Annotated in this window: 17 protein-coding genes and 1 other annotated feature; of the genes, 2 read left to right on the top strand and 15 right to left on the bottom strand. The window is 38.2% G+C overall.

All coding sequences use genetic code 11. The features are described 5' to 3' along the window. The first annotated feature begins 313 nt into the window (after positions 1–313). Both D1839_RS06250 and D1839_RS06245 read left to right on the top strand, forming a co-directional pair. Entirely contained in the window at positions 314–505 is a 192-nt protein-coding gene (locus D1839_RS06250; RefSeq protein WP_120378707.1) for a hypothetical protein, read from the top strand. 617 nt (positions 506–1,122) lie between these two features. Next, positions 1,123–3,123: a S9 family peptidase gene (locus D1839_RS06245; RefSeq protein ID WP_120378705.1), complete on the top strand. Its 2,001-nt coding sequence runs from the start codon at positions 1,123–1,125 to the stop codon at positions 3,121–3,123. Positions 3,124–3,509: 386 nt separating this feature from the next. On the opposite strand, the gene carB is transcribed toward D1839_RS06245, so the two are convergent. From carB to D1839_RS06170, 15 genes are all read right to left on the bottom strand, one after another. Beyond that, positions 3,510–6,740, bottom strand: a complete 3,231-nt coding sequence (gene carB, locus D1839_RS06240; protein ID WP_120378704.1) for a carbamoyl-phosphate synthase (glutamine-hydrolyzing) large subunit — start codon at positions 6,738–6,740, stop codon at positions 3,510–3,512. Beyond that, the gene (locus D1839_RS06235; protein WP_120378703.1) at positions 6,719–7,810 is read right to left on the bottom strand and encodes a carbamoyl phosphate synthase small subunit; all 1,092 of its coding nucleotides are present in this window, start codon (positions 7,808–7,810) and stop codon (positions 6,719–6,721) included. The genes carB and D1839_RS06235 overlap by 22 nt, the downstream gene beginning before the upstream one ends. A gap of 881 nt (positions 7,811–8,691) precedes the next feature. Beyond that, a complete protein-coding gene (locus tag D1839_RS06230) occupies positions 8,692–9,651 on the bottom strand; it encodes an alpha/beta hydrolase (RefSeq protein WP_286164738.1) in 960 nt (319 codons plus the stop codon). A gap of 171 nt (positions 9,652–9,822) precedes the next feature. Further along, complete coding sequence (locus D1839_RS06225) at positions 9,823–12,021, bottom strand: YhgE/Pip domain-containing protein (protein ID WP_120378702.1); 2,199 nt, start codon at positions 12,019–12,021, stop codon at positions 9,823–9,825. A gap of 565 nt (positions 12,022–12,586) precedes the next feature. Beyond that, entirely contained in the window at positions 12,587–13,699 is a 1,113-nt protein-coding gene (locus tag D1839_RS06220) for an ABC transporter permease (protein ID WP_158589598.1), read from the bottom strand. Then, complete coding sequence (locus tag D1839_RS06215) at positions 13,696–14,952, bottom strand: ABC transporter permease (protein ID WP_120378700.1); 1,257 nt, start codon at positions 14,950–14,952, stop codon at positions 13,696–13,698. Before D1839_RS06215 ends, D1839_RS06220 begins: the two co-directional genes overlap by 4 nt. 12 nt (positions 14,953–14,964) lie before the next feature. Beyond that, positions 14,965–15,897 carry an ABC transporter ATP-binding protein gene (locus D1839_RS06210; protein ID WP_120378699.1) on the bottom strand — a complete coding sequence of 311 codons (933 nt, stop codon included), beginning with the start codon at positions 15,895–15,897 and terminating at the stop codon, positions 14,965–14,967. A gap of 178 nt (positions 15,898–16,075) precedes the next feature. Beyond that, the gene (locus tag D1839_RS06205) at positions 16,076–16,714 is read right to left on the bottom strand and encodes a response regulator transcription factor (RefSeq protein ID WP_120378698.1); all 639 of its coding nucleotides are present in this window, start codon (positions 16,712–16,714) and stop codon (positions 16,076–16,078) included. Continuing rightward, the gene (locus tag D1839_RS06200; RefSeq protein WP_120378697.1) at positions 16,692–17,810 is read right to left on the bottom strand and encodes a sensor histidine kinase; all 1,119 of its coding nucleotides are present in this window, start codon (positions 17,808–17,810) and stop codon (positions 16,692–16,694) included. The genes D1839_RS06205 and D1839_RS06200 overlap by 23 nt, the downstream gene beginning before the upstream one ends. A 288-nt stretch (positions 17,811–18,098) precedes the next feature. Continuing rightward, entirely contained in the window at positions 18,099–18,941 is an 843-nt protein-coding gene (locus D1839_RS06195; RefSeq protein WP_120378696.1) for an SAM hydrolase/SAM-dependent halogenase family protein, read from the bottom strand. A 132-nt stretch (positions 18,942–19,073) separates the two neighbouring features. Further along, positions 19,074–19,382, bottom strand: a binding site (T-box leader). Between the two features lie 1,125 nt (positions 19,383–20,507). Beyond that, the gene (locus tag D1839_RS06190) at positions 20,508–21,014 is read right to left on the bottom strand and encodes a DNA-deoxyinosine glycosylase (protein ID WP_120378694.1); all 507 of its coding nucleotides are present in this window, start codon (positions 21,012–21,014) and stop codon (positions 20,508–20,510) included. A 300-nt stretch (positions 21,015–21,314) separates the two neighbouring features. Further along, complete coding sequence (locus D1839_RS06185) at positions 21,315–21,719, bottom strand: hypothetical protein (protein ID WP_120378693.1); 405 nt, start codon at positions 21,717–21,719, stop codon at positions 21,315–21,317. 360 nt (positions 21,720–22,079) lie between these two features. Then, a complete protein-coding gene (locus D1839_RS06180; protein WP_120378692.1) occupies positions 22,080–23,519 on the bottom strand; it encodes an MDR family MFS transporter in 1,440 nt (479 codons plus the stop codon). 368 nt (positions 23,520–23,887) lie between these two features. Continuing rightward, positions 23,888–25,180 (bottom strand): nucleobase:cation symporter-2 family protein, encoded by a 1,293-nt coding sequence (locus D1839_RS06175; RefSeq protein WP_120378691.1) that lies wholly within the window; start codon positions 25,178–25,180, stop codon positions 23,888–23,890. A 1-nt stretch (position 25,181) separates the two neighbouring features. After that, positions 25,182–25,763, bottom strand: coding sequence for a xanthine phosphoribosyltransferase (locus D1839_RS06170; protein ID WP_120378690.1), 582 nt, complete (start codon positions 25,761–25,763; stop codon positions 25,182–25,184). Positions 25,764–26,039 lie beyond the last annotated feature (276 nt).

Here is a 26,039-nt window from a genome sequence, read left to right as displayed (position 1 = left end):
TGCTCCTTGCTTAAAAACTTTAAAACTGAAAACGACAGCTCACTTGAAATAATGTGAACTGTCGTTTATTTTCTCAGGTCTTACTAATCAAATAGCTGATTACTTGCAACGTATGGCTTGGTAAAGCGCTTCTTGCATCTTACATAAGCTGTCTACCTTCATCATTTTTTGTTAAAATCAGTTTTTTCGATATTCGTAGTTTTTCTTCTACTATAAATCCCAAATTTTTATGCTTACCGATAGTAGAACAAAATCAGAACCAATTTTATTTTTATATACATCTCCCCCACTTTATCTCTAGGAGGTCTGCATAGTGAAAAAGATAGTGATTATTGGCAGCCCTGGATCAAGAAAATCAACATTAGCCAGGAAATTAAGTGACCTTTTAGGTATACCCGTTTATCATATGGACACCATTTTTTGGCAACCTGGCTGGGTTCCGATAAAACGGGAAAAACTTATTAAAGAAAGAACAAAGGCGCAAGGCGCTTGTTTAGCAACGTAGCGACTGGAACGAAGCAACTAAAGTTTTAGGAATCATGCTCCTGCAACAGGAGTATGCCGACGTGAAGTCGCCTAGTTGCTGGGTGCTGGAGCCGGACGTGGCTAAATAACTTAGTAAGTTTATCCACAGCTGCAAAATTTTATAATTTCCTGTTGGAAAAAGACGCTTGGATTATGGACGGCAATTACGGAGCATCGATGGATATACGTTTGAAAGAAGCTGACACTATCATCCTTTTACACTTTTCCACCATTCGTTGCTTGTATGGAATTACCAAGCGGAGAATGCAATACCATAAAAGAACACGTCCTGACTTAACGGAAGGCTGCCCGGAAAAACTGGATTTGGAATTCTTTCAATGGATTCGCAAATTTAATAAACAGAAAACTCCACACATCTACGAGCGCCTAGCGAATTACCCAGACAAACGACAGCTTGTTTTCAAAAACAGAACCCAGTTACGAAAATTCCTCCAAAAACTTAGCTAATATTTGTGATACATGAACCATTGCAATTGCAAGCGATTGAAAAATCTAAATTATCTCTCACTTCCTAATTGATTCGCGTGTCGAAATAGTTTAAACTATGATTACATATTTATCAAGGAGGGTTTTCCTATGAGTCTTAAACGAGCACTGCAAGTAGATGATATGTTGCAACTTCACGTCGCTAGTGATCCACAATTCACACCAGATGGTCAGGCGTTTACGTACACAGTGACAACCATTAATGATCAACATGAGTATGAATCACAGCTAATGTACCAAAGTCTAACAGATAAGCATGCTACCCCTTGGACTTTTCATGCATCTAAAAATAGCAATCTACGGTTTTCTCCTGATGGGAAGCGAGCTGTCTTTCAATCTACTAGAAGCGGACGCCCACAACTATGGTTAATCCATACAGACGGTGGTGAGGCAAAACAATTGACGACGTTTCGCCATGGCGCCACAAATCCAATCTGGTCTAAAGATGGGAAACATGTATTCTTTACTGCTTTCCTCGAACATGACGATGATATACATAACCAAAAAGAGCCTACCAAAGAGGAAGAGCAAAAAGAAAAAGACCAGAAGCAAAAGCAACCATTGATCGTCAATCGTATGACATATAAATCTGATGCAAGAGGCTTTCATGATCAAAAGCGAGCCCAGATTATCATGTTAACAATCGACGATGAAGCATTAAACCAACTAACAGACGCAGATGCTGACCATGTCCTTCAGGATATTTCCCCTGATGGGACAACGCTACTATACGCAGCTAATTTAACCGATAATGCGGATTATGAATTAAATAATGATCTTTACTGTCTCCATTTAATGACAAAAGCAACGAGCAAGCTTACAAATGGAAAAGGCACTTACGATAAAGCCGTTTTTTCTCCAGATGGCAATAAAATCGCTAGCTTTGGACATGAGTTTGCCTATAAAGGGGCATCCCTTACTGAGCTTTACGTATTTGACATAAAAACGAAAGAGAGAACCTGCTTGAGCGAAGACTGGGATGTGGAGCTTGGTGATGCCATGATCGGTGATACACGGCTTGGCGAATCAGAATCAGGACCTGTTTGGAATGAAGATAGTTCAAAGATTTTCTTTATTGCAACAGATCAAGGGGCTACAGAACTTCACGCAGCTTCTATTGATGGTGGTAACGAAGTCATTTATAAACAAAACAATCATATTTTTGGATTTTCCTATGACCAATACAGTCATTCCTTCATCCTGGGGATAAGTTGCCCGACAAATCCAGGTGAATTTTATCTCTTACTGGAAGATGGCACGCTTGAACCCTTGACCGATAATAATCGTACATTTCTTAGGGAAGTAGACCTTCAAGAACCAGAAGAATTGCGGATCCAGACGGAAGATAATTGGGAAGTTCAAGGTTGGCTGTTACGCCCATATGGCTTTACAGAAGGGAAAAAATATCCAACCATCTTAGAAATTCACGGCGGTCCCCATGCTATGTATGGGCAGACATTTTTCTTTGAAATGCAGCTCCTTGCAGCAAAAGGCTATGTCGTTTTGTATACTAACCCACGGGGGAGTCACGGATACGGCCAGGCATTTGTCAATGCATGCAGAGGTGATTATGGGGGTGGCGATTATCGTGATCTCATGGCAGCTGTAGACTATGCTATCCATCAATATAGCTTTATTGATGAACAACGTCTGGGCGTTACAGGTGGGAGTTATGGCGGATTTATGACCAATTGGATTGTTGGTCATACGAATCGTTTTAAAGCGGCTGTAACCCAGCGTTCTATCTCTAATTGGCTTAGCTTTTATGGTGTAAGTGATATTGGCTTCTTCTTTACCGAGTGGGAGCATGGAGTGAACCTATTAGATGATCCAGCAAAACTTTGGGAGTTCTCGCCATTAAAATATGCTGCTGAAATCGAAACACCCTTGCTTATTCTACATGGTGAATTGGACTATCGTTGTCCGATTGAGCAAGGCGAGCAGTTGTTTATTACCTTAAAACACCTGAAAAAAGAGGTGGAATTCGTGCGCTTCCAGCACGCAAACCACGAATTAAGCAGGAGCGGAAATCCTGACATGCGAATCGAACGTTTAAACCATATGATGAGGTGGTTTAATACTTATCTATAATCGGCATACAGTCCACATCTCTTATTAGTGGGAGTCCTTTCCCCTTCCACTAATGGTTCAGGCCCTTTTACAGTTGGATCTCCAGCTATTTTTCCTAGAATTCACCGCGTACGGAAGGAAAAGATCATACTGCCAGTTACATGCGTTAACTAAATCGAGAGCTGATGCTGCGATCAACTCTCGACCATTTCAATCATCAGTGGGGGTTCATTTATCCCCCACTGGTAGTTAGTAGTTCAAGAGTATGAGCTAAAGACCTCTTACGAAATAGGAGATTTAAGTGCTGTTATCTCCACTTAGACTTGTTGCAGTATAGATCATCCAGCTCTTGAAGCGGGAGTCTTACAGAACCAGCACCTTATATAGGATTAAAATGATCAGCTCGTTTAAGTTTTCTTGAATGGTGTTGCATGATAGTCTTGCAACGCCAATATTGGCAAACTGTCACACGCCGATATTGTTTTTAACACGATTGCTTCAAAAGTTTCCAAGTTTGTAAAGCAAGGAATTTGATAACGAACTGCCCACTCTCGAAGATGAAAGCCAAAACTGTTCACGTTTCTACCTTGTTCTGGAAGGTTCAGAATCATGTCAGGCAGATATGAATCCAAAGTATCTGTAAGGTCATCTCGGTTATGGATCACACGTTTAACGGAAATACCTTTTGCGTTTAAAAAACGAGCTGTTCCTTTCGTTGCCAGTAAGGAAATACCAGCTTCACTGGCTGATTGAATCGTTTTAAGACTGCTTGTCTTCATACGATCTGCAATAGATACGAGCATAGTGAGATTTTTATACGTCTTTGTTTGGTCAAAAAAGAAAGCGGCAATTTTAGTTAACACTTCTTCCTGTTGATAAGAAATAGCAATGAATTCTCCCGTAGACTTCATTTCTGGACCTAATACATGATCAACGCCTCTTAACTTTCCAGCAGAAAAAACTGGTACTTTTACGGTGAAAAATGGAGTTTCTTGACATAGATTCGTTTCTGTTGTAATTTCCTCTAAAGCATATCCAAGCTGCACTTGAACAGCCCACTTCACCATGGGTAGATCTGTCATTTTACTCATAATAGGAACCGTACGTGAAGCGCGCGGATTCACTTCCAATACATATACTTCTTCTTCATATAAGATGAATTGAATATTCATCATGCCGACAATTGGGACGGAACGAGCAATTTTGGTAGCAATTGATACGATCTGCTGTTTTTCTGTATCCGATAGAGTAATAGGTGGAAAGATCGCCAAGCTATCTCCTGAATGCACACCAGCCTTTTCAATATGTTCCAAAATACCTGGGATAAGGATGTTTTTCCCGTCACTAATTACATCCACTTCACATTCTTTACCTGGAAGATACGAATCAATTAACAACGGCCAGCAATCGTCATTCGTATCCGCTTGAATACGCATGACATAATTTTCAAGTTCTTCCTTATTATAGGTAATAAACATGGACTGTCCTCCGATCACATAAGAGGGTCGAATTAATACTGGAAAACCAAGTTGCTCCGAGGCTTCATCTAATTGCCCACTATGCTGAACCATATATCCCTTCATATGTGGAATGGAACCTTCATCCAATAACTGATAAAACTGGTCCCTCTCCTCCATTTGAGCAATATGTTTTGGTGTTGTTCCATAAACGTGAATACCCTCTTGTTCGAGTTCTGTTACCAGATTGACTGCTGTTTGGCCACCAAACTGAATAAGTACTCCTACTACCTTTTCTTTCGCAATAATTTGTAGAATATCTTCTAGCGCTAATGGTTCAAAATATAACTTATCTGCAACTGAATAATCAGTGCTAACCGTTTCTGGGTTATTATTGACGATAATTGCTTCATATCCAAGTTGTTTCACCGCTAAGGCAGCATGTACAGAGCAATAGTCAAATTCGACTCCTTGACCAATCCGTATCGGCCCAGAGCCAAGAATTAATACCTTTCGCTTTCCGTGGTTTACTCTCATTTCATCTTGTCCATGCCACGTTGAATAATAATATGGTGTTGCAGCAGCAAATTCTCCAGCGCAGGTGTCCACTAATTTATATACAGGTTTTATTTGTAATCGCTTATATTTGTTCCTTAATTCATTTGGCTTCGTGCCTATTATCCTAGCAATCTGCTTATCACTAATATTAAACCGTTTTGCTTGTAGTAATAAAGGTTTCGGGATATTAGAGATGGTATAGGTTGCCAATCGTTTTTCTAAAGCTAAAATTCGCTCCATTTTAGCTAAAAACCAAGAATCGATTTTCGTGATGAGATGTAGTTCTTCTAGAGACCAGTCACGGTTTATCGCTTCAGTGAGTGCAAATAGCCGCACATCATTAGGCTCTTCTATCCATCTCCGTAAAGCTACATCCGATATGTTGGTGAATCCAGGTAAATGTAAGCCCTCTACATTCATCTCTAATGAACGGACCGCTTTGTTGAGTGCGCCCTCGAATGTGCGGTCAATTGCCATCACTTCCCCGGTTGCTTTCATTTGCGTCCCTAGTGTACGGTCAGCTTCCGTAAACTTATCAAACGGAAAACGTGGCAGCTTTACGACAACGTAGTCCAGTGCAGGTTCAAACGCAGCCGAGGTCGTCTCTGTAATCGGGTTTACAATTTCATCCAAACGATAGCCAAGGGCACATTTCGTTGCCACACGTGCTATCGGATAACCTGTCGCTTTGGATGCGAGTGCTGAGGATCTACTTACTCTTGGGTTCACCTCAATAATGTAATAGTTATTTGATGTTGGATCTAAAGCAAACTGAATATTGCATCCTCCGATTATCTTCAATGCACGAATCACTTTTAGCGAAGCGGTGCGCAACATCTGATACTGTGTATCTGTTAAAGTTTGTGAAGGAGCCGTTACGATGGAATCGCCTGTATGTACCCCAACCGGATCCAAATTCTCCATATTACAAACAATCACACATGTATCGCTTGCATCCCGCATGACTTCGTATTCAATTTCCTTCCAACCTTTGATACTTTTTTCTACAAGTACTTGGCGTATAGGACTAAGCTCTAAAGCATTCTCTAATCGCTTTATAAGTTCTGTTTCATTGGAAGCAAAGCCTCCCCCCTCTCCTCCCAGTGTATATGCCGGACGTAGAATAACAGGAAAACCTATTTTCTTTGCAAATGCGGTTCCTGCTTGAATATCTTCGACTACTTGTGACGGAGAAACTGGTTCATTCATATCGAGCATTAATTGGCGGAATGCTTCTCTGCTTTCTCCTTTTTGAATGGATTCTACTTCCGTTCCAAGTACTTTTACATGATACCTGGCAAGAATACCTTTATCGTGTAGTGCCATCGTTATATTTAATCCGGTCTGTCCTCCAAGTGTACCAATTAACCCATCCGGCCTTTCCTTAGCAATAATCTTTTCCAAGTTATCTACCGTTACAGCTTCCAAATAAACGCGATGAGCACTCGCTTTATCCGTCATGATGGTTGCTGGGTTATTATTTACTAAAATAACTTCGATTCCCTCTTCCTTCAGCGCTAAACATGCTTGTGTTCCTGCATAATCAAATTCAGCAGCTTGCCCAATGACGATTGGTCCAGAACCTATCACCAGCACTTTACTTAAACTTTTCCCCATAAGCATTCTTCCTTTAGCAGTTTGACTTGCTGTACAAAATCGGACAAAATATGTGCCGTATCGCTTGGTCCGGGGTGAGCTTCTGGATGAAATTGAACAGTAGTAATCGGTAAGTGTTTGTGTTTCATCCCTTCAACCGATTGGTCATGGACATGTTCATAAATTACCTGAAAAACATCGCTACTTACACTTTCTTTTTTTACCACATAGCCATGGTTTTGTGCAGTCATACTTATTTTACCTGTTTGCACGTCTTTTATCGGATGGTTTGATCCACGGTGTCCAAATGGCAATTTTTCGGTTTCTGCACCGTGTGCCAAAGCAATGAGCTGATGTCCTAAGCAAATCCCTAATGTTGGATAAGCCTCCGTCATTGCTTTTATATGCGGAAAATAGATCTGAAGCTCGCTAGGGTTGCCCGGACCATTACTTATCATGATACCATCTGGCTGTAATGCTTTAATTGCTTTTACGGTATAGTGATAAGGAACTACCGTTACCTGACACCCTAGATCAAGCAGAGCTGTTACAATCGATTTTTTATAACCAAAATCCAGAAGGACAATATGATAGTTCCCCTCGCCCATTTGGGTTGGAGACTTTACTGCTACTTCCTGGATTAACTCCTTTACACTTGGCACCGTAAATTCATGTTTGTAATCTGGAAAAACTTTCTCTAACACCAATCTCCCCTTTACCGTTCCATATTTCCTGATCAAAGCAACGAGTGCCCTCGTATCCACATTTTTCAAGCCAGGAATAGCATGCTTTTTTAATGCTTCCGTAAAAGTAGTTTGCAGTAGATAATGACTCGGTTCGTCACAGACGTCATTCAAAATAACACCTGCAACTTGTAAGCGGTAACTTTCGGAATCATTCACATTCATTCCATAATTCCCAACGACAGGGTATGTTAAGGTTACAATTTGCCCAGCGTACGAAGGGTCCGTTAACATTTCTTGATAACCAGTCATACTTGTATTAAAAACAAGCTCTCCAACACCTTCCTCCATATACCCAATCCAATCTCCGGTAAATATTTCCCCTGTCTCTAAAACGAGCTGTCCCTTTGCCATTTTTTTCTTTCACCTCTACGATGGAGTTCTAATTATTCCATATTATAGAGATACTTCTTCCTAATTTCAAGTATATTTATAAATTTTAATTAATATTTATGCATTTATGATCCAATTCATAGTAAAAAAACTACTACCACACGTTTTTTAATGTATGAAAAATGTATAAAATGAATGTCAATCAGTGGGGTTTTCTTCATCCCCGCTGATGGTTAGTAGCCCAAGGGTATGACCTAAAGTCGTTTACGGTTAGGCGCTGTTATCTCCCGTTTCGACTTGTTCCACTCACATCTTCCATTCTTAGACCGTGGGAGTATACAACGCCTTTTTACGGGATAAAAGAATCACGCCATTAAAACAAGGGTACGCCCACGTCTGGGCTAAAATCCAGTTTTTAGGCTGCCTTCCCTCTTAGAGGACGAACCGATGAGGCCTCTAAGAGGAAGGCACATTTCTAAAATCGCAACGTTGCTGGGCTCGTGCGCCGGGCGTGGCTATTCGGTTATTTCTTTATCCTTAAGCACCTTATTTTATACATTTTCATCTTATAAAAGAAGGCCAGCAAATCATTATAGCTGGCCTTTTCCCATGTAAAAATTCCTCCCTGTAGTAGAAGGAATAATGTGCTTTTTTTTTCTGTCTACTGTAATGGGATCATAACAATCCGTGGGTTTTTATTCATCCCCACGGCATGTTAATAACCCAAGAGTACGGATAAATAACTTCTTACAAAACAGGGCATTTACTCCACTTAAACTTATTGCGATGTTCCAACTCTTTGAAGTGGAAGTCTTCCAGCATTTATATGTGAGACGTAATAACAACACCCCCAATGGCGGATATCTTACCGAGCAATGGGGGATAAGGAGTTGGAATACGGTCTATTGTGGAAGATATGTCTCTAAAAATCGATTTAAATTTTCTATATATTCTTCTTTATGGGTCACAAATGCCTCGCCATGCCCCGCTCCGTCAAACGTAATTAACTCTTTAGAACTATTTGTCTGTTCATATAATTCCTCGCTCATTCGAGTTGGAACAAATGTATCGGCATTTCCATGAATATATAAAATGGGTACTTCTGCTTTTTTGACTTGCTTCACTGCAGAAGCTTCCTGCAAGCCATATCCGGCGCGCATTTTAGCTAAGAGGCTTGTGCTTGGTAAAAGTGGAAACGCAGGCAAATGGAACATTCGCCCCATTTGATAATCAAACATGTCATAAACACTCGTATAAGGACTATCTGCTACAATTGCTTTGACATTGTCAGGGAGCTTCTCGCCACTTGCCATTAATACAGTTGCAGCTCCCATTGATACACCGTGTAAAACAATATCCGCGTCCTTTCCTTGCTTTGCAATGACTTGATTAATCCAATCGACATAATCTATCCGATCATGCCAGCCAAATCCAATATAGTCTCCTTCGCTTTCCCCATGGCCTCTTAAATCTGCCGTAAACATATTATAACCTAGCTGTTCATAATAATATTGCCCAAACATCCCCATATCCAAGCCACGCCCTAAATAGCCATGAGCAAAAATAACTGTTTTATTCGTCTCTTGTTTCGCAGGTAAATAATAACCTTGTAAATTAAGACCGTCAAACGAAGTCATTTTCCAGGTTTCAAAGTTCTGTTTCCGTACCCAACCTCGCCAATTTCCATCTAGCATTTCATTCAGTGCCTCTGCTGAAACTTCAAGATCCTCATTATCTTGCAAAAAATCCTTCTCATTTCGGGAAATAGCTAAATGATAAAAATAAAAACTTCCTATTATGTCAATGATTACAAGTGTCACCATAATACCAATACCTATACGTAAAATTATCTTTTTCTTCAACGTTTTTCCCGCCTTTTCATTCTATCTAATCATTATATAGGGAAAAAGTCTTATGTGAAACTAACATGCTACTGGTATATATTTACAAAATATTGCTCCAAGATATACACATAAAAGGAACCCCATTTGAAATAAGAAATATTTTAAATGGAGCTCCTCTGGGTAACATTTTTAATGAAATAACCCGGATTCTTTTGATTTTTCTTTTAGTTTATTGGTATGCCGGTTGATAACTGGTTTTAAAAATGCTCCAAGTACGATGGCTGCAAGCCCGAACGAACAAAGATAAAAAATATCTTTGCTAGCACGCTGCCAAACAATACCTCCTATCGATTCCCGTAACAGATCAATGGCATACGTAAACGGAAGAAATGGATTGATCATTTGGAAAAACTCTGGCAATAGTACAACAGGATACGTCCCACCTGAACCAGCAATTTGCAAAACAAGAAATACAATCACCATTGCCTTTCCCACATCGCCAAACACAGAAACAACCGTATAGATAATGAGCATAAAAATCATACTGATAAAAACACCAAACAGCACAAACCAATAAGGTTCAGCAGCATCGACACCTAATAAGAATAGATCTCCTGCCGTTACAATGATTGTTTGTAAAAAGCCAATTCCCATAAACGTAAATAAACGCCCGAAATACATTTGTCTTTCTGTATAATTAACTGATCCCTGTACGTCAGTTGCTAATAAAGAAATTAGTAACAAGCCGCCAACCCATATAGCTAACGCTGTATAGAATGGGGTCATTCCCGTACCATAATTCTCCATTGGAAATAACTTATTCTGATTCAACTTCACGGGTTCAGCAAAAAAACCTTTCTCCGCTTCCGGATCATTTTGGAGCAGTTTAATGATCTCGTTAATATCTGTCTCCCCTTGGATACTGCGAATCCGATCTGCAAGCTCCTTAACTTTACTATTCACATAAGGAAACTCTCCCAGAGCACGCTTAAGTATATCTTCACCTTCTCCTAAGTTACCTTCTGTACTTCCCAGAATTCGCTCTACCTCTGGAATCATCTCTTGAATTTCTACCAATATGCCCCGAGCCTTTGAAAGTGTGTTTTTAGCTCGGCTAATTTCCGCCATAACAGTTGGTTCAATCGACTCTTTATAATCTTTTACAAAGGCATCGATATTCGTTGACGTATTTTCAGCTAATTGCTGTAATTCACCAATCGTTTGCTCTACATCTCCATGTTTTGTATCAATAAACTGGACAACTTCTCTGTTTGTCTCTTTAACGTTGGTTAATTCTTCTTGTAACGTAGTTAATCTTTCAATAACTTGATCCAGCTGGTGATTATCAATACTTGGGTAATCGCCTTGCTCTTTACTTTGGTCGTTGGCGGATTGCTCGTTTTGCTGTTTTAACTGTTCTAACAAATTAATTATAACTCCAACCCGGTTAGCTCCTTCGTCAAGCTGTTGATTAATCTGATTAGCCAGTTCTTTTCCATCACTAAAATCAATATCGACTTGTTGAATATCTTGAATAAAATTGTTTGCTTTATTCGCAATATCCTGCACTTTACGTAAATCCTGTTCAATTTTTGGAGCCATTTCGTTCAAACGATCTTCTGCTTTCTTTAAAAGGGCTGACGTATTATCAATCGTAGTTAATCCATTATCTGTCATTTCTTTTGCATCAGGTATTAAATTTTGTGCCTTATTAACGATGTCTTGTGCCTGATTTGCATCCGATAATGATTGGTTTAGTAGGTCATTAATTTCTGGTAGTTTTTTTTCCATTTCAAACACATAATTTTCAAACCGTTTTATATCAGGGAGATCCTTCTCCAGTTCAATCCCTAATTTATTAAATATATCAAAGATTACTCCATTAACAGTAGAAATAAACTGACTGCTAATTTGCTCCACAATGACTGAAGCACCTTTTTCCGTAATCTTTGGGGCAATTGCATTAATTTTCTCATTCACATAGTATTCTACATTTGCTTTTTCTGGATTATCTTCAATGACAGTTCCAAGTCGCTGTGAAAAGTTTTTTGGAATCACAATCACAGCAAAATAATTGCCATACTCTACTTCTTCCATCGCTGTTTTACGATCAGTGAATCGCCAATCCATCGCCTTATTTGCTTTTAACGTTTTCACCAGATCTTTTCCAACGTTAACATCCTGTCCTCGCACTGTTGCGCCCTGATCCTCATTTACCACACCAACAGGTATTTGGTCGGTTTGCCCATATGGATCCCAAGAGGCTTTAATGTTAAACCAAGCATAGAAAGAGGGTAATAGTATCAACCCGCCAATAATGATGGCAGCTACCCAGTTCTTACTTATCTTTTTTGTATCTGTAAAAAATATTCTCCAGCTGTTTTTCATATATTCACGCAACCTTCTAGCTTAAAATGAATGATCATTCATTTTATAGTGATAAAAAACTAGTATAATGGATGATTATAACAACGTTAAACGTACAATACCAGTTATAAGCAAAAGTAATCCAATTTTGAATTGTCCTAAAATTATTTCATGTGCACTTTACAAATACCTAATGGAAATGCGTAAGCAACCGTTTAGCAATGTAGTAACTGGAACGGACCAACTAAAATAAAGGAATCACGTCATTCAAAAAGAGTATGCTGATATCAGGTGGCAAGCCCGTATTCAGTCGGTCTTCCTCTAAGCAACGTACCGACGATGACTTATCGCAGGGCAATGGAGTGAAGTCGCCTAGTTACTTGGCACTTGCGCCAGACGTGGCTATTCCGTTAAGTCCGTATGCTTAAAGCAACCATTTTTTCACTTTCTTATCTTCTAAAAAAGAAGGGGCATCTCTTCTACTGAACCAATTGACTCCGTCACATCAAAAGTCCCCATTGTAGGTATGTTGATTCCAGCAATGAGGCTGCATGATGAAAATAAGTTATTCAAATATTAATTTCTCTTAAATATGCCGTCTTTCCATTAAATGGATGCCAATACTAATCATAACAACTCCCATTAGTAGCAGTATACTAATGGGATAGTAAAGCTGATCCCATGAATATCCGTAATTTACCACACCCTTTAATGCTTCCATTGCATATGCTACCGGGTTAAATTTTGCCAAGGTGAGCAATATCTTAGATTCGACGATTTCTATCGGCCAATAAGCGCCTCCAATCATTGCCATACTCACAGCCACAATTGTTATTAGTACATTAAATTGCTGTATATTTTTTATTACTGAAATTAGTAAAATCGTTAAAGCAACCATTGCAAAAACATAGGGAATAAGTAATAGTAATGCTTTCCATAGCATCCCATTATAATCAATATCAAAAACAACAAAGAAAAACGAAAAAATAATCACTACCTGTAAGTAACCCTCAAAAAAGCTATAAATCAAATTACCAACATACATCTTCCACTTACTAACAGGGGATAAAATGATCCTGTCCCAAATTCCTTGCTTTTTTTCCGTCAGCATTGCAGTCGTACTATGCCCAATGGTATAGATGACAAAGAATAAACTAAAGCCAAATAAAAACTGATACGTTGGGTTATAAATAACCGCCTCATCCGTTCTAAAGTTACTTGCCTGAATCGTAAATATCGGTTCATTTAAGTTTTCTTCTAATTCTTGTAGCAGTGATTTCTCCTCTTCTGCTGACATGTGGGCACGGTCAATTATACTTTGTTGCTGAAAGTAATTTACATACGTTTGCCGTACGATATTCTCCGCTATCGTCACAGTAGTAGATTCCACCCCAACTACTAACTTATAGGAATCTTTACTTAGTAATACCCCGACTTCTGCTTTGCCGTCTTCTATAAACTGAAGCAGATCCTGTTCTTTCATTTCATAAAACTGAAGAGTTGTCTCTTGTTTCAGCTGTGATATGATCGGCGCTTCATGAACTTCCTCATCTACTATCGCTATAGGAACACGTATGGTATTTCCAGCACCAGTCAAACCTAAAATTAATGCAAATCCGATGGATAGTCCGGTAAAGCAGAGAAAAGTCCAAGGATTACGTAATAACTGCTTCCACCTAGCTATTAAAATCCCCCTCACATCGTCTCCCCCCTTTTTGGAAATGTGAAAGCAGCAAGGATAATCATTATGACTCCAAAAAGGCAAAGATATATAACAGACATACTTACATCCGTGATATCATTTCCTCTTAAAGTACTTAAATACGCCACCATTCCTGCTCCATTTGGTGTTAACTCACTAATCTTACGAACCACTTCTGAACTATCGCCGATTGGAAAAAAACTGCCACCAATTAAGGCCATGATAGCTACGATAGCGCTACTAAAAAAATTCGTAATCCTTTCTGTGTGCATCCGATAACTGATAGCTGTTAATAATACTGCAATCCCGCCTACCGCCATGGAAAATGCAATAGTAATAAGGAAAAATGCAAAGAGATTTGGCCACGTAACCTTAAAAACAAGCCATGAAAAGCTAAAAATAATTAACAATTGTAAAAAAGCAAAGATAACAGTAGATAATAATACACCGCTAAAATAGATCCACCTTGACACATTTGCTAAAATAATTCGATTAAATACAAAGGTTTCTTTTTCTCTAAACCCAATGATACCGATCGTTGAAGCGACAAATAAAGCATTCATAACCGCCATTCCTACTGTATAATAACTTTTTGCACTAATCGGTTCATGTTGGTCCATCGTTGTACGATTATTAGCAAACAACGACGCTGGAATGTTCATTGCTTGTTCATCAAGCTTATTTTCGCTCATAAAAACACTTAACGTAAGTTGACGTTGGAAATTTTCGATAATTCCTTGAATAAATTCAACGCTTATTTGCTGTTGTTCATTTCCTATTACACGTAATTGCGGGATCTTCTTCTTATGTTTTATCATATGAGCAAGATACGTATACGTAAAATCCTCTGGAACTTCGATAATTGCTGAATACGTATTATCATGTAATATCTCATCTTTTTCATCTTCAGAAACTTCTTTTATATCTATCGTATCGGATAATTCCTTAGAATAAAAAAGAGATTTCAATCTTTGAATTGGCAAGTTTTCCTTTAAGCTGGCAACTTGCTCTTTTTTAAGTCCTGCTTCTTTACCCATCTCTTGAATAAATTTATCCGCTTGCTCTAGTTCCGAATTATGTTCTATAATAGCTATTTTAGTTTGGATTCTCATCGTTTCGCCCTCAAAAAATTGGTTTAAAGCTGTTCCTAAAATTAATATAAAAACAATCGGCAAACCGATAAGCAAAAATAATTGAGCCGGATTTCTCCATATCATGAGACATTGCTTTTTGATAATCTGAATCATCATAAAAGACACCTCCTAATCGCGTAAAGCCCGGCCGGTAAGGTGTAGAAACACATCTTCCAGTGTTGGGGTTTTTACGTTTACGGAATTTAACTCAAGGGAAGCTTTATCTGCTAATTTAATGATATCAGCAAACATATTAACCTCTTTTGCTACCATAATAGAGACTTGCTTTTCTTCTACATTCATCCCATTTATGAGTGGGTGGGTTTTAAATTCGTTTATAAATGACTCCGTTATTCGATCAGCTTTAATGACAATCGTTTTTTCTCCTGATAAAATTCGTTTAATTTCTTCCTTTGTTCCAGCAGCAATCAAATTTCCCTGATCCATAATATAAATACGATCACATAAATACTCAACCTCTTCCATATAGTGGCTCGTATAAAGAATGGTAACATTCTTTTCCTCATTTAAGCGTCTCACTGTTTCCAAAATATAGTTCCTTGATTGTGCATCGATACCAACAGTAGGTTCATCCATGATGAGCAACTCCGGCTCATGCAATAAAGCTACACCTATATTTAAACGCCTTTTCATTCCGCCAGAAAATTTCTTCACAACTTCTTTTCTCCTATCCGTTAAACCGATCGTTTCCAATACATCATCCATCCGTTCTTTTAATTTTGCGCCTTTCAGATGATAAATTCTTCCAAAAAATTGTAAATTTTCTTCTGCCGTTAAATCTGTGTATAGAGCTATTTCCTGTGGAACGATACCAGCTACCTTTCGAAGGGACTCTGGTTTCTTCAAAATACTCTGACCTTTAAAATATACATCCCCTTCTGTTGGTTCCACTAATGATGACATAATAGAAATGGCTGTTGACTTACCGGCACCATTTGGTCCAAGCAGTCCAACAATTTCTCCACGTTCAATTAACATATTCATACTCTTAACAGCATATTTTTGTTTAAATCTTTTTGAAATATTTACTAATTCAAGCATAGCCTCTCCTCCTGTATTCAGTTTACCGATTATGTTGCAAACTTTGCAGTACCTACAGTCATGAAAGTAAAAAAAATAAAGTGACCTAGGTCACTTTTTGAATAGAAATAATAAAAATGCTTTTTTCAACTAAACTTTGTAAGGAAATCTTCTAGGTTTTTTTGCCAGCGTAATTTCATTACGTTAAATCATGCTTTACTGCGAAAATGGCAAGCTGTGTTCGATCTCGTAAACTTGTTTTTAGTAGGATTTGCGTTAAATGATTTTTAACTGTTCCAATTGATAAATGCAAAGTGTGGGCAACTTCCTTGTTTGTTTTACCTTCCCCTACTAATCTCGTAATGGCTAACTCTCGATCTGATAAAGGAATGGATATATCTATTTTCTTTTGTTCCGTCCCCTTTAATAGTCGCGGCATAACTTTAGCAGCTACTTCATCATGAATCGTCATTCCACCGCGCATACAACTGTGGACTGCTTCAATTAATTTCTTTGATTCTGTAGTTTTAAGTAAGAAACCATCTGCACCTTCTTTTAAAGCAGATAAAGCATATTCATCATCATTGAATGTTGTTAGCACTAAGATTTTAACGGATGACCACCTTTGTTTAATGATTCTAGTTGCTTCAATCCCATTCATGATTGGCATCCGTACATCCATCATTATTAAATCCACAAGATGCTGTTCAAGCATTTCAATTGCTTCTTTTCCATTTTCCGCTTCATATGGAACGCTAATTCGCTCATCTTGCTCCAAAATGATTTTTAAGCCTTGTCGAACTATGACTTGATCCTCAACGATTAGTATCCGCCACATGATATTCCTTCTCCTTTACGCCGCAAGGAATTGCTCCTGTAACAACAAAATCCTGTTCCGTTTGATATATATGTAAACTACCGTCTATTTCTTTTATTCGTTGCTTCATATTTGTCAAACCAAAACCGTCATGCAAATGCCGGGCTTCATGAATTCGATTTCTTATCTCAAAGGTTACATCACCAATTGCCGATCGCCCTAAAACTACTTGAACTTCTCGATAGGACGAATGCCGCATAGCATTTGTTAAAGCTTCCTGGATAACTCGATATAAGGTAATACTTTGCTTATTCTTGAGCGGAATCGATAGTACGCCTTGCTTAAGGGTAAATTGCACCATTAATTGACTTTCTGCTTCTAATCTTCGAATTAGCTGAACGACAGATGCTATTCCCTCTATTTCTTCATTTTGTAACGCTTTCACCGCCTCTCTTGTCTCTTCTAATGCTTCTTTTGCCATCGGCTTTAATTCCTCATAATCCTGTTTGTTGTTTTGAATAGATAGTATCTCCATTTTCATCATTAAAGCTGTCAAACGATGACCAACAGAATCATGAATATCTCGAGCTATTTTTGTTCTTTCTTCTAATCGTGCTGATCGCTCAGCCGAAGCATGTATGCGCTTATTTTTTCTGAACTCACCAAGGAGCTGCTCATACATATGTCGAAGTTCTGTTCGCTCTGTAGTTAAGCGATTGGTCGATAGGATAAGAATAACAAAAAAAATGTCTAAAATCATAACTTCTATCACATAGTTTTCGACAAGAACGGAGTAAAATATCGTTATAATCAGATTAAAATACAGATAGCCATTTAGCTGACGTTCATTTAGCCTGAAAGCTGCATCAATGATAAGAAAGTACAGGTATAACAAAATAAAAAATTCTTTTGTACCGACAGCCGTTATATGTACTATAGATAAAAGAGATAACGCAACATATATATAAATACTATGCTTTTCAAGCGATAATAGACAGAATAAAGCAAAAGAAATAGCGAATAAACTTATACTAAATGAAATAAAGCTGCTGCCAGATAAAATAACAATGGTCCATAGACAACTAAATAAGCTAATTCTTCCGAAAAATAATGCCATTGTCTTCCCCGACCTTTCTTTATCATGCAGTTTGCAAATGCCAAGAGGGGGGAGCAGCAGCTAGCATTTTCCCTCTGTTTCATTATCTACCTATATTATGTTCAGCATTTAACAGCAATGAAGTTTATGAAAGCAGCAACTCTTGACCATTAGAAAGGTAAAAACCTCTGCTCTTTTTCCCCTTCGGCATTTGAAACAAAACGAAAGTCCTTTTACCAATTCGTCCTATGTGATGATCATTATTATTATCTTAGCAAATAATGCTCGTTTGGAGAATAGCAATATCGTTCATTTCGCTTTCTGAATGGTTATTTTCCAGCTTGTTCCTGTTCCTATATGATAGGCTTTGGCAAATGAACCTTGATTTAGAGCAACAGCTACTTTATCTAAGGAATTAACATACAATAATGATTCTCCTAAATGAGTCTCAGCAAATGACCGCGCAAACAACATCTTATTTTTGTACACATCTTTCTCATGGTGAGAAATCGTAACATGTAACTCATCCCCATACTGACATCCTGCCTCTATCAATAAGCTGCGGTCTATATTTGTCCACAGATTACCAAACCGCACATCTAATATATCGATACATCCACGTGCTTTTCCATTATTATTGCTCGCCTGCTCCTTAGCTAAACAGACGAGCTGAGCCACTTCCCGTTTGGGACCTACTTCTTCATAGATAATCACTCCGGCAGCAATTCTTGCAGCTGTATATGCATACACATCTCGTCCGTGAAAGGTGTGAGACTCACCAGAACGTGGCAGACGATTTATTTTTTCATCGATGATACGAGCTTCTTTTATGCCCATATGAGCTTCTACATGCGTAAGCGTTCCATTATCTGGTGTCACAATATACTGGTTTGCATTCGTCTTAACAACAATGCTTAGTCGTTCTGTTCCTACACCAGGATCGACGACAGATACAAATACTGTTTCCTCCGGCCAATACGAAATTGTTTGGTATAAACGGTAAGAAGCTTCCCAAATATTATACGGAGAAATATCATGTGTTAAGTCAAAAATTTGCACAGACGGGTCTACTGATTTAACAACTCCATACATGGCGCTAACCGCACCATCACTTAAACCAAAATCTGTTTGCAATACGACATGTTTTAACATTTTCATTCCTCCAATAGTTTGATATGGTAGTATTTCTTTGCAAATTTATAGGTACTATTCCTTCATTTTTTATGTCTGATTAACAGCTACATTACATTGATCTACATAAAAACCACGCCCCTATCTTATATGGATAAGGACGTGGTTTTATTTACGTGGTACCACCTTATTTTACTATATATTCGCATATACAGCCTCGATAAGTACTCTTGTTTTACAAAGGTAGCCACTTAGAATAACATCACCGTTTGCAATAAACAATTCATACTCTGGTTATTGTAACGGACACCACCCCGTCGAAGCCTACTAATCATTAGAGATACATTCAGCACGAAGCTCATAGAGGCCATTGTTCTGATTTGTCTTTTAACTTCTTCTCAGCATTCGAAGCTCTCTGTATAAAATAAACAAATCTTACTTTTCCTCTGTCATCGCTTTTTTATTTATCTTACATGTAAGTTCCAAACAAAAACAAGGTGTGATTCAACCCATTCTGCCAATTAGACAAAATATAAAAATCCACTGCCGAAATTTTTTTGGCAATAATGTATTACTACTATTTATAGCCCATTTTCCTAGTGAAATCAACCTTAATTTGAGGTTAAATGAATACCATTGCTTAAGAAGCATATAACTCAGGTTTATAGCCTACAGGAAATAACCGAAGACTAGGGAATAGTGCTTAATTAATTGAAAAATGAGAATATTATACCATTTCCTAATTATTTCCACAATTATCGTGCATTTTATAGTATAATAGAGAGGACAGGTTATGCAGAGAGGCTAAGGAAGCTAGTACCGCTTCTTCATGCTTGGCGACTGGTAATCCCTTAGAGAAAGGGGCTGAAACAATTGATACCAATTGACAAGACGCTTGAACTGATGTTTTCGTTCGCTACGCTTGTATTGTTAATTGTAAATAGCCGAGAAAGCAAGTAAAGCCACTCTGCCGATGGAGTTCATAAGGATGAATAACGCCAGCCAATGACATATTGTTATGATATCCTGTAACGAAGTCGCCGCTCCTTGCGGATAACCGTCGTCGGAGTCGCAAGTTGCCGCTTGCGACTCCTTTGCCGCCCCCGTCCTCCATGAAATAAAGAGAAACGGTCCCCCCTCTTTCTTATTAAAAACAACCAATCTTATCATATTAATGGTTTGCTGTAGTTATTCGTGTCATTTTTAAAGTAATTAGTTAGACCTACTACATATAGTATACCCTATTTTCATTATTATAATCGACAAAAATGGTGACGTTATTCCCTGAATTATAGAGTGACATAAAAACGCTATATTAGATAAAAAGGAAGTCTAAGCGCCACAACGGCACCCAAATTCCTTATTCGTTTGGTTGTATGAAGTCGGTCTCTTAAGAAGGCGTGGCAGCAGAAAAAGTGATTTTTTAAGGACAAGAAAAGCTAAGTCACCGATACGTCGCACGCAAAATCGTTTTTTATTTTTCTAGAAAATTTAAGCACTTGGGATTTTGTTCTATTTTTCAGTAGTGGGAGGGTAAAAGCGCGCCCATAACGCCCATTAAAGGAGCTTTACTCCATTCGAACTGTATTATTTGTCGATATAGTCTAAGATCACTTTCCATTCCTCTGTTTTTTCTGTAAAACTCTTCGTATACTTTCCAGGGATCGGGCTCGTAGAAGGAAGCTTTACAATATCTACAGACGCTAAAAACGCGGACCTAAAATATTTATTTAACAGGTGATACGATTTCCCCCCATTACAAGCTATTAGCTTAATCGAAGGATACGCCTCAATTAAAGCAGGGATATCATTAGGCATTTCATCTTTTATATTCGCATCTAAGCTTCCTTTCCGATAACAGCTTCCCACTGTATCCCAAAGTGCTAAGCCATGTTTTTTACAAAAATGAAGCTTTTGCATATAATTCGTTACCACCGGTTCTTGAAATATGGTAAACAGAATATTCCAAAAATGATTCCTAGGGTTTCCGTAATATTCTTGTTTTTCCAGCGACTTCTTTCCAGGCATTGAACCGAGGATAAGCACTCGGGGCGTTTTTGGTAATACAGGTTGAAAAGAAGTTAACTTATCCATCTAAATTCCTCCTACTAACTATAAATTGAATCTTTCATCAGTGGGTAGTTTTCATTCATCCCCCACTGATGGATCGTAACGTAATAGTATAACCTAATGGTCGCTTACGAAATAGGGCATTTAGGTGCATGCTGTTATCTCCCGCTTAAACTTGTTGCATGTTGCAAGTTTATCCAACAACTTCTTAAGTGAGAGTCTTACAGCAACCTTATATACGGGAGAAAAGAATAGTTCTAATTATTATGTTCCACAACTCTTATTGGATTTAAACTTCTCTTTCTCTATTTAATCCTGTTTGTATCACTCTTGCTTTTCTTTTTTACCTTTATTGGATATTTTTCTGGTTTCCATAATGAGCTTTAATTTGTCAGATAATAAATAAACACACGATGTAAATCTTTCCCCCAAACTATCTTTTAGAAATAAACCTAATGAAAAGATTAAATACAGATGGATGACTACAACAATAAAAGCAACTACATTCCCATCCCACAATTGAGTCAAAATATACATGAACCCATTCATATCACTCGGTTTTCTTATAATAAAAAGAAAAGCAGCAAGCGGCGAGGCAATGGTCAAGATAATCGACATATAAACAAATGGTATCCACCGATCGCGAAAGTTATGAATCAACGAAAGCAACAATGTGCTAGCTATAAAGATAGAATAAATGAAGACTGGCGTTGCTGAAAGCAACTTCATGGTACATCACCCCTTTAATACAGGTTTCATATTTAGCAAGTTCCCTAAATACTGTTATTTTAACCTTCTATTCACATCATACACGAATATCATTTAATATGCTTCACCATCATAGCTGCACACCCTGTTTTTAAAATAAAGCAACTTCCATCAGCAGGGGTTTTCATTCCATCCCACGGCTTGTTAGTAGCCTAAGGGTATGGCCTAAAGGCGCTTACGAAATAGGAGATTTAGGTGCTGTTATCTCTCACTTAGACTTGTGAGGAGTACAAATCATCCAAACTCCTAAGTGGAAGCCTTACAGCACCTTTAAAAGGGATGAAAATTACGTATGTTAGAGCATACAGTAAACGATCTCGCTTATGCTCTTTGTTGCTCAACGAGCTTTTCTTTGATATCTTTGGATGACTGGTCTTTTACAAAAAAAGCTAATATAAGCCCGACAAAAGATATTCCCGCTGCAACATAAAATGCTAAGTTCACTCCATGGATTTGTGCTTGAGCAATTGTTTGCTGACCAGAATCGAGATCTGTAACGGTCATAATGGTAATCAATAAAGCCGTTCCTATCGAAGCAGCTACTTGCCGCATCGTATTTGTCATTGCTGAACCATGAGGAATCAAACGATAAGATAATTGATTCAACCCTGCTGTTGTAGACGGCATCATAACCATAGAAATACCAAACATTCGGATTGCAAATACGGTAGTTAAATACATAAATGACGTATCTGAAGATAAATTTGTATACATTAATGACGTAACAGTTAATAAGAACAAACCTGTAATCACTAAGTACCTTGCTCCAAACCTGTCGAAAATCCGTCCGTTAATCGGCGACATGATACCCATCAACAAAGCTCCTGGTAAAATCATCATTCCTGACTCAAATGGAGTGAAGCCTGCCATATTTTGCATGTAAATAGGCAAAATCGTTTCTGCAGAAATTAAGCCAATAAAACCGATCATCCCAATCACCATCGTGATCGTAAATAGTTTGTTCTTAAAGACTCGAAATTCCAGAATAGGTTGTTTGAGTGCAAACTGTCGCGTAATAAACATGAACAATGTAATAACACCAACAACTAATGAAAGGAGAACCCTTCGATCGGTCCATCCATAATTTCCAGCACTACTAAATCCATAGAGAATGCCTCCAAAACCGAGGGTAGAAAATAAAATCGATAAGCTATCGACTTTTGGGTAGGTTCGTTTCGTTATATTTTTCATTACAAAATAAGCAATGATGACATTTATAATAGCTAATGGGAGCACGACATAAAAAATAGACCTCCATTCAAAGTGCTCTACTAACCAGCCCGAGATCGATGGTCCTAAAGCTGGAGCAAATCCGATCACGAGTCCAACCATCCCCATAGCAGTGCCTCTTTTTTCTATTGGAAAAATAAGCAAAAAAATCGTCATCATAAGCGGCATCATGACTCCAGCGCCGGCAGCTTGAATGACTCTTCCCGCCATTAGTAGAAAAAAGCTTGGGGATATGGCACAAATCAATGTACCAACTGAAAATGTTCCCATTGCTGTAATAAATAATTGTCTCGTTGTGAATGTCTCTATTAAAAAAGCAGTAATGGGAATCATAATCCCATTTACGAGCATAAAAATCGTTGTTACCCATTGTGCTGTATTCTCCGTTAAATTCAAATCTTGCATAATAGGAGGTATAGCTGTTGTGAGGAGTGTCTGATTTAATATGGCTAAAAAAGCACCCGTGATCAGCACCACCACAATTGGTAGCTTATTTATGTTTTCAAAATCATCTACGGATTGACGTACCATCCTATTTCCCCCTTTCACTTCCAAAAAGAATGGATACGAATCATCTAGAAAAGTATCTTTTATTCTATCATAAGTCAATTGGAATATAAATAAGTGCACAGCGCTAAGCTAGCTAGAGGAAAGCGATCAAATACAGAAAACGTTGGACAACTTAAACTATAAGGAGTGCATACAAATCAGGATAGTCAAGAAATGGACAATTCATATATGCTATTCATTTTCCAAATGCTAAAAAGCAAGCGGATAAGACCGTTTCATTTATCCCCTTGCTTAAGACGTATTTACAATTTTTACAGCCCCTAATAAACAATGGCTTACGAAAGCAGTTTAGCCAAACTCTTCTAGCAATTTTGCATCATACTTTAGATTTATGCCTTTTGTTCGTGAAGAACAATATGCTTATTTTCTTTTCTAAGTGGAAGCATATGAAACAAAACGTTTAAAACAATCGCAGTTACGCTTCCTGCTACGATACCGTTACTCGTTAAAATTTGGATACTTTCGGGAAAATTAGCAAACAGTTCAGGAACGACAGTTACACCTAATCCCATCCCTACGGAGCATGCCACAATCATGGCATTTTCAGACGATTTCATAATCACTGGGCCGAGCATCTTAATTCCTTGCGAAATAACCATACCAAACATAGCAATCATCGCACCACCTAATACAGGCGTTGGAATAATCGTCGTTAAAGCAGCAATTTTAGGGATAAAGCCGAGTGTCACAAGCATGCCCCCAGTAATCAAAATAATGCTTTTCTTTTTAACGCCGGTCATTTGAATTAAGCCAACGTTTTGTGAAAAAGCTGTGTAAGGAAATGCGTTAAAAACACCGCCTAATAAAATAGCTAACCCTTCCGCACGATAGCCATTTGCTAAATCGTCGCTTTTTATGTTTCGTTCTGTAATATCTCCTAAGGCAAAATATACGCCTGTTGATTCAACCAATGATACAATCGCCACTAAAATCATAGTTAGGATGGCAGACCATTCAAATGTTGGTGCTCCAAAATAAAATGGATGCGGTAAATGCAAGTAAGAGGCTTCTTGAACGGCTTGGAAGTCCAACAATCCCATCATCCCAGCAGCTGCTGTTCCAACGATTAAGCCTACTAAAATTGCAATAGATTTCATAAATCCTTTTGCAAATCGATATAAAATAATAATAAATAATAACGTTCCAAATGAGAAACTAATATTAGCTAAAGAACCGAAATCACTTGCTCCTTGACCGCCTCCCATATTATTAATCGCTACAGGAATAAGCGTAATCCCGATAATCGTTACAACCGATCCTGTAACGACTGGAGGAAAGAACTTCACCAATTTGCCAAAAATGCCACTTACAGCTATAACAAAAAGTCCCGACACAAGAATCGCGCCATAAATGGCAGTCACACCATAACCACTGCCAATTGCTATCATCGGACCAACTGCCGTAAATGTACAGCCTAAAACAACTGGCAGTCCAATTCCGAAAAAACGGTTCTGCAACACTTGTAAAATGGTAGCTACGCCACACATTAAAATATCAATAGCTACGAGATAAGTCAGCTGTTCTGATGTCAATCCAAGTTCGTCACCGACAATGAGCGGCACCAAAATTGCTCCTGCATACATCGCCAAAAGGTGTTGTAATCCTAAAGCCGTGTTTTTCATGCTAGTTTTCCTCCTCTATAAAGGTGACATTTCCATCAGTTAAATGCGCGATCCTAGCAAGTGACTCCACACGATAGCCAGCATTGCGGATCATTTTACCTCCATCTTGGAAGCTTTTTTCAATAACAATCCCAATTCCAGCAATATTTGCATCAGCTTGCTTTAACATATCAATTAAACCGAAAACTGCTTGTCCATTAGCTAAAAAATCGTCAATAATTAAAACCGTATCATCTTGATGAATAAATGATTGTGAAATAGAAATTTCATTTGTTTCTTGTTTCGTAAATGAATGGACTTTCGCTGAATAAAGGTGGTCTGTTAACGTTAACGATTTCCGTTTCCTCGCAAATATAACTGGTATTTTTAGTATTAAGCCTGCCATTACTGCTGGTGCGATTCCTGAAGATTCCAAGGTCAAAATTTTCGTTATTCCGGCATCAGCAAACCGATTGGCAAATTCTTCACCGATATCCGCCATTAATTGGGGATCAATTTGATGATTTAAAAAAGCATCAACCTTCAAAACCGAATCAGATAACACCTTTCCTTCTACTAAAATTTTCTGTTTTAAACGCTCCATGATGTTATGCTTCCTTTCTGAGTCATTATTGATACAACAGTTTCCATGTTTCACAAGACAACGCTACTGAAAAATAATGATTTCGTTGCACCTCTAACTTAGCCTATCTTAAGAAGATAGGAAAGTATAAAAATTTTGGCTTATGAGTACCGATATAACAGAATAACCACGTCCGGCTTAAGTGCCCAGCAACTAGGCGATCGCCCTACGATAAGTCATCATTGGTTCGTACCTCACCGTGATTCCTAAAACTTTAGTTGCTTCGTTCCAGTCGCT

This window comes from Roseburia sp. 1XD42-34 (genome assembly GCF_009917385.1).
Taxonomy (GTDB): domain Bacteria; phylum Bacillota; class Bacilli; order Bacillales; family Amphibacillaceae; genus Virgibacillus.
This window is presented reverse-complemented; position numbering and strand designations above follow the sequence as displayed.

What these genes read in the sequence shown, in the direction of transcription:
- D1839_RS06245 (WP_120378705.1), top strand. Translation starts at nt 1,123, where the DNA reads ATGAGTCTTAAACGAGCACTGCAAGTAGATGATATGTTGCAACTTCAC.
- carB (WP_120378704.1), bottom strand. Translation starts at nt 6,740, where the DNA reads ATGCTTATGGGGAAAAGTTTAAGTAAAGTGCTGGTGATAGGTTCTGGA.
- D1839_RS06235 (WP_120378703.1), bottom strand. Translation starts at nt 7,810, where the DNA reads ATGGCAAAGGGACAGCTCGTTTTAGAGACAGGGGAAATATTTACCGGA.
- D1839_RS06225 (WP_120378702.1), bottom strand. Translation starts at nt 12,021, where the DNA reads ATGAAAAACAGCTGGAGAATATTTTTTACAGATACAAAAAAGATAAGT.
- D1839_RS06215 (WP_120378700.1), bottom strand. Translation starts at nt 14,952, where the DNA reads ATGATGATTCAGATTATCAAAAAGCAATGTCTCATGATATGGAGAAAT.
- D1839_RS06210 (WP_120378699.1), bottom strand. Translation starts at nt 15,897, where the DNA reads ATGCTTGAATTAGTAAATATTTCAAAAAGATTTAAACAAAAATATGCT.
- D1839_RS06205 (WP_120378698.1), bottom strand. Translation starts at nt 16,714, where the DNA reads ATGTGGCGGATACTAATCGTTGAGGATCAAGTCATAGTTCGACAAGGC.
- D1839_RS06200 (WP_120378697.1), bottom strand. Translation starts at nt 17,810, where the DNA reads ATGGCATTATTTTTCGGAAGAATTAGCTTATTTAGTTGTCTATGGACC.
- D1839_RS06195 (WP_120378696.1), bottom strand. Translation starts at nt 18,941, where the DNA reads ATGTTAAAACATGTCGTATTGCAAACAGATTTTGGTTTAAGTGATGGT.
- D1839_RS06190 (WP_120378694.1), bottom strand. Translation starts at nt 21,014, where the DNA reads ATGGATAAGTTAACTTCTTTTCAACCTGTATTACCAAAAACGCCCCGA.
- D1839_RS06185 (WP_120378693.1), bottom strand. Translation starts at nt 21,719, where the DNA reads ATGAAGTTGCTTTCAGCAACGCCAGTCTTCATTTATTCTATCTTTATA.
- D1839_RS06180 (WP_120378692.1), bottom strand. Translation starts at nt 23,519, where the DNA reads ATGGTACGTCAATCCGTAGATGATTTTGAAAACATAAATAAGCTACCA.
- D1839_RS06175 (WP_120378691.1), bottom strand. Translation starts at nt 25,180, where the DNA reads ATGAAAAACACGGCTTTAGGATTACAACACCTTTTGGCGATGTATGCA.
- D1839_RS06170 (WP_120378690.1), bottom strand. Translation starts at nt 25,763, where the DNA reads ATGGAGCGTTTAAAACAGAAAATTTTAGTAGAAGGAAAGGTGTTATCT.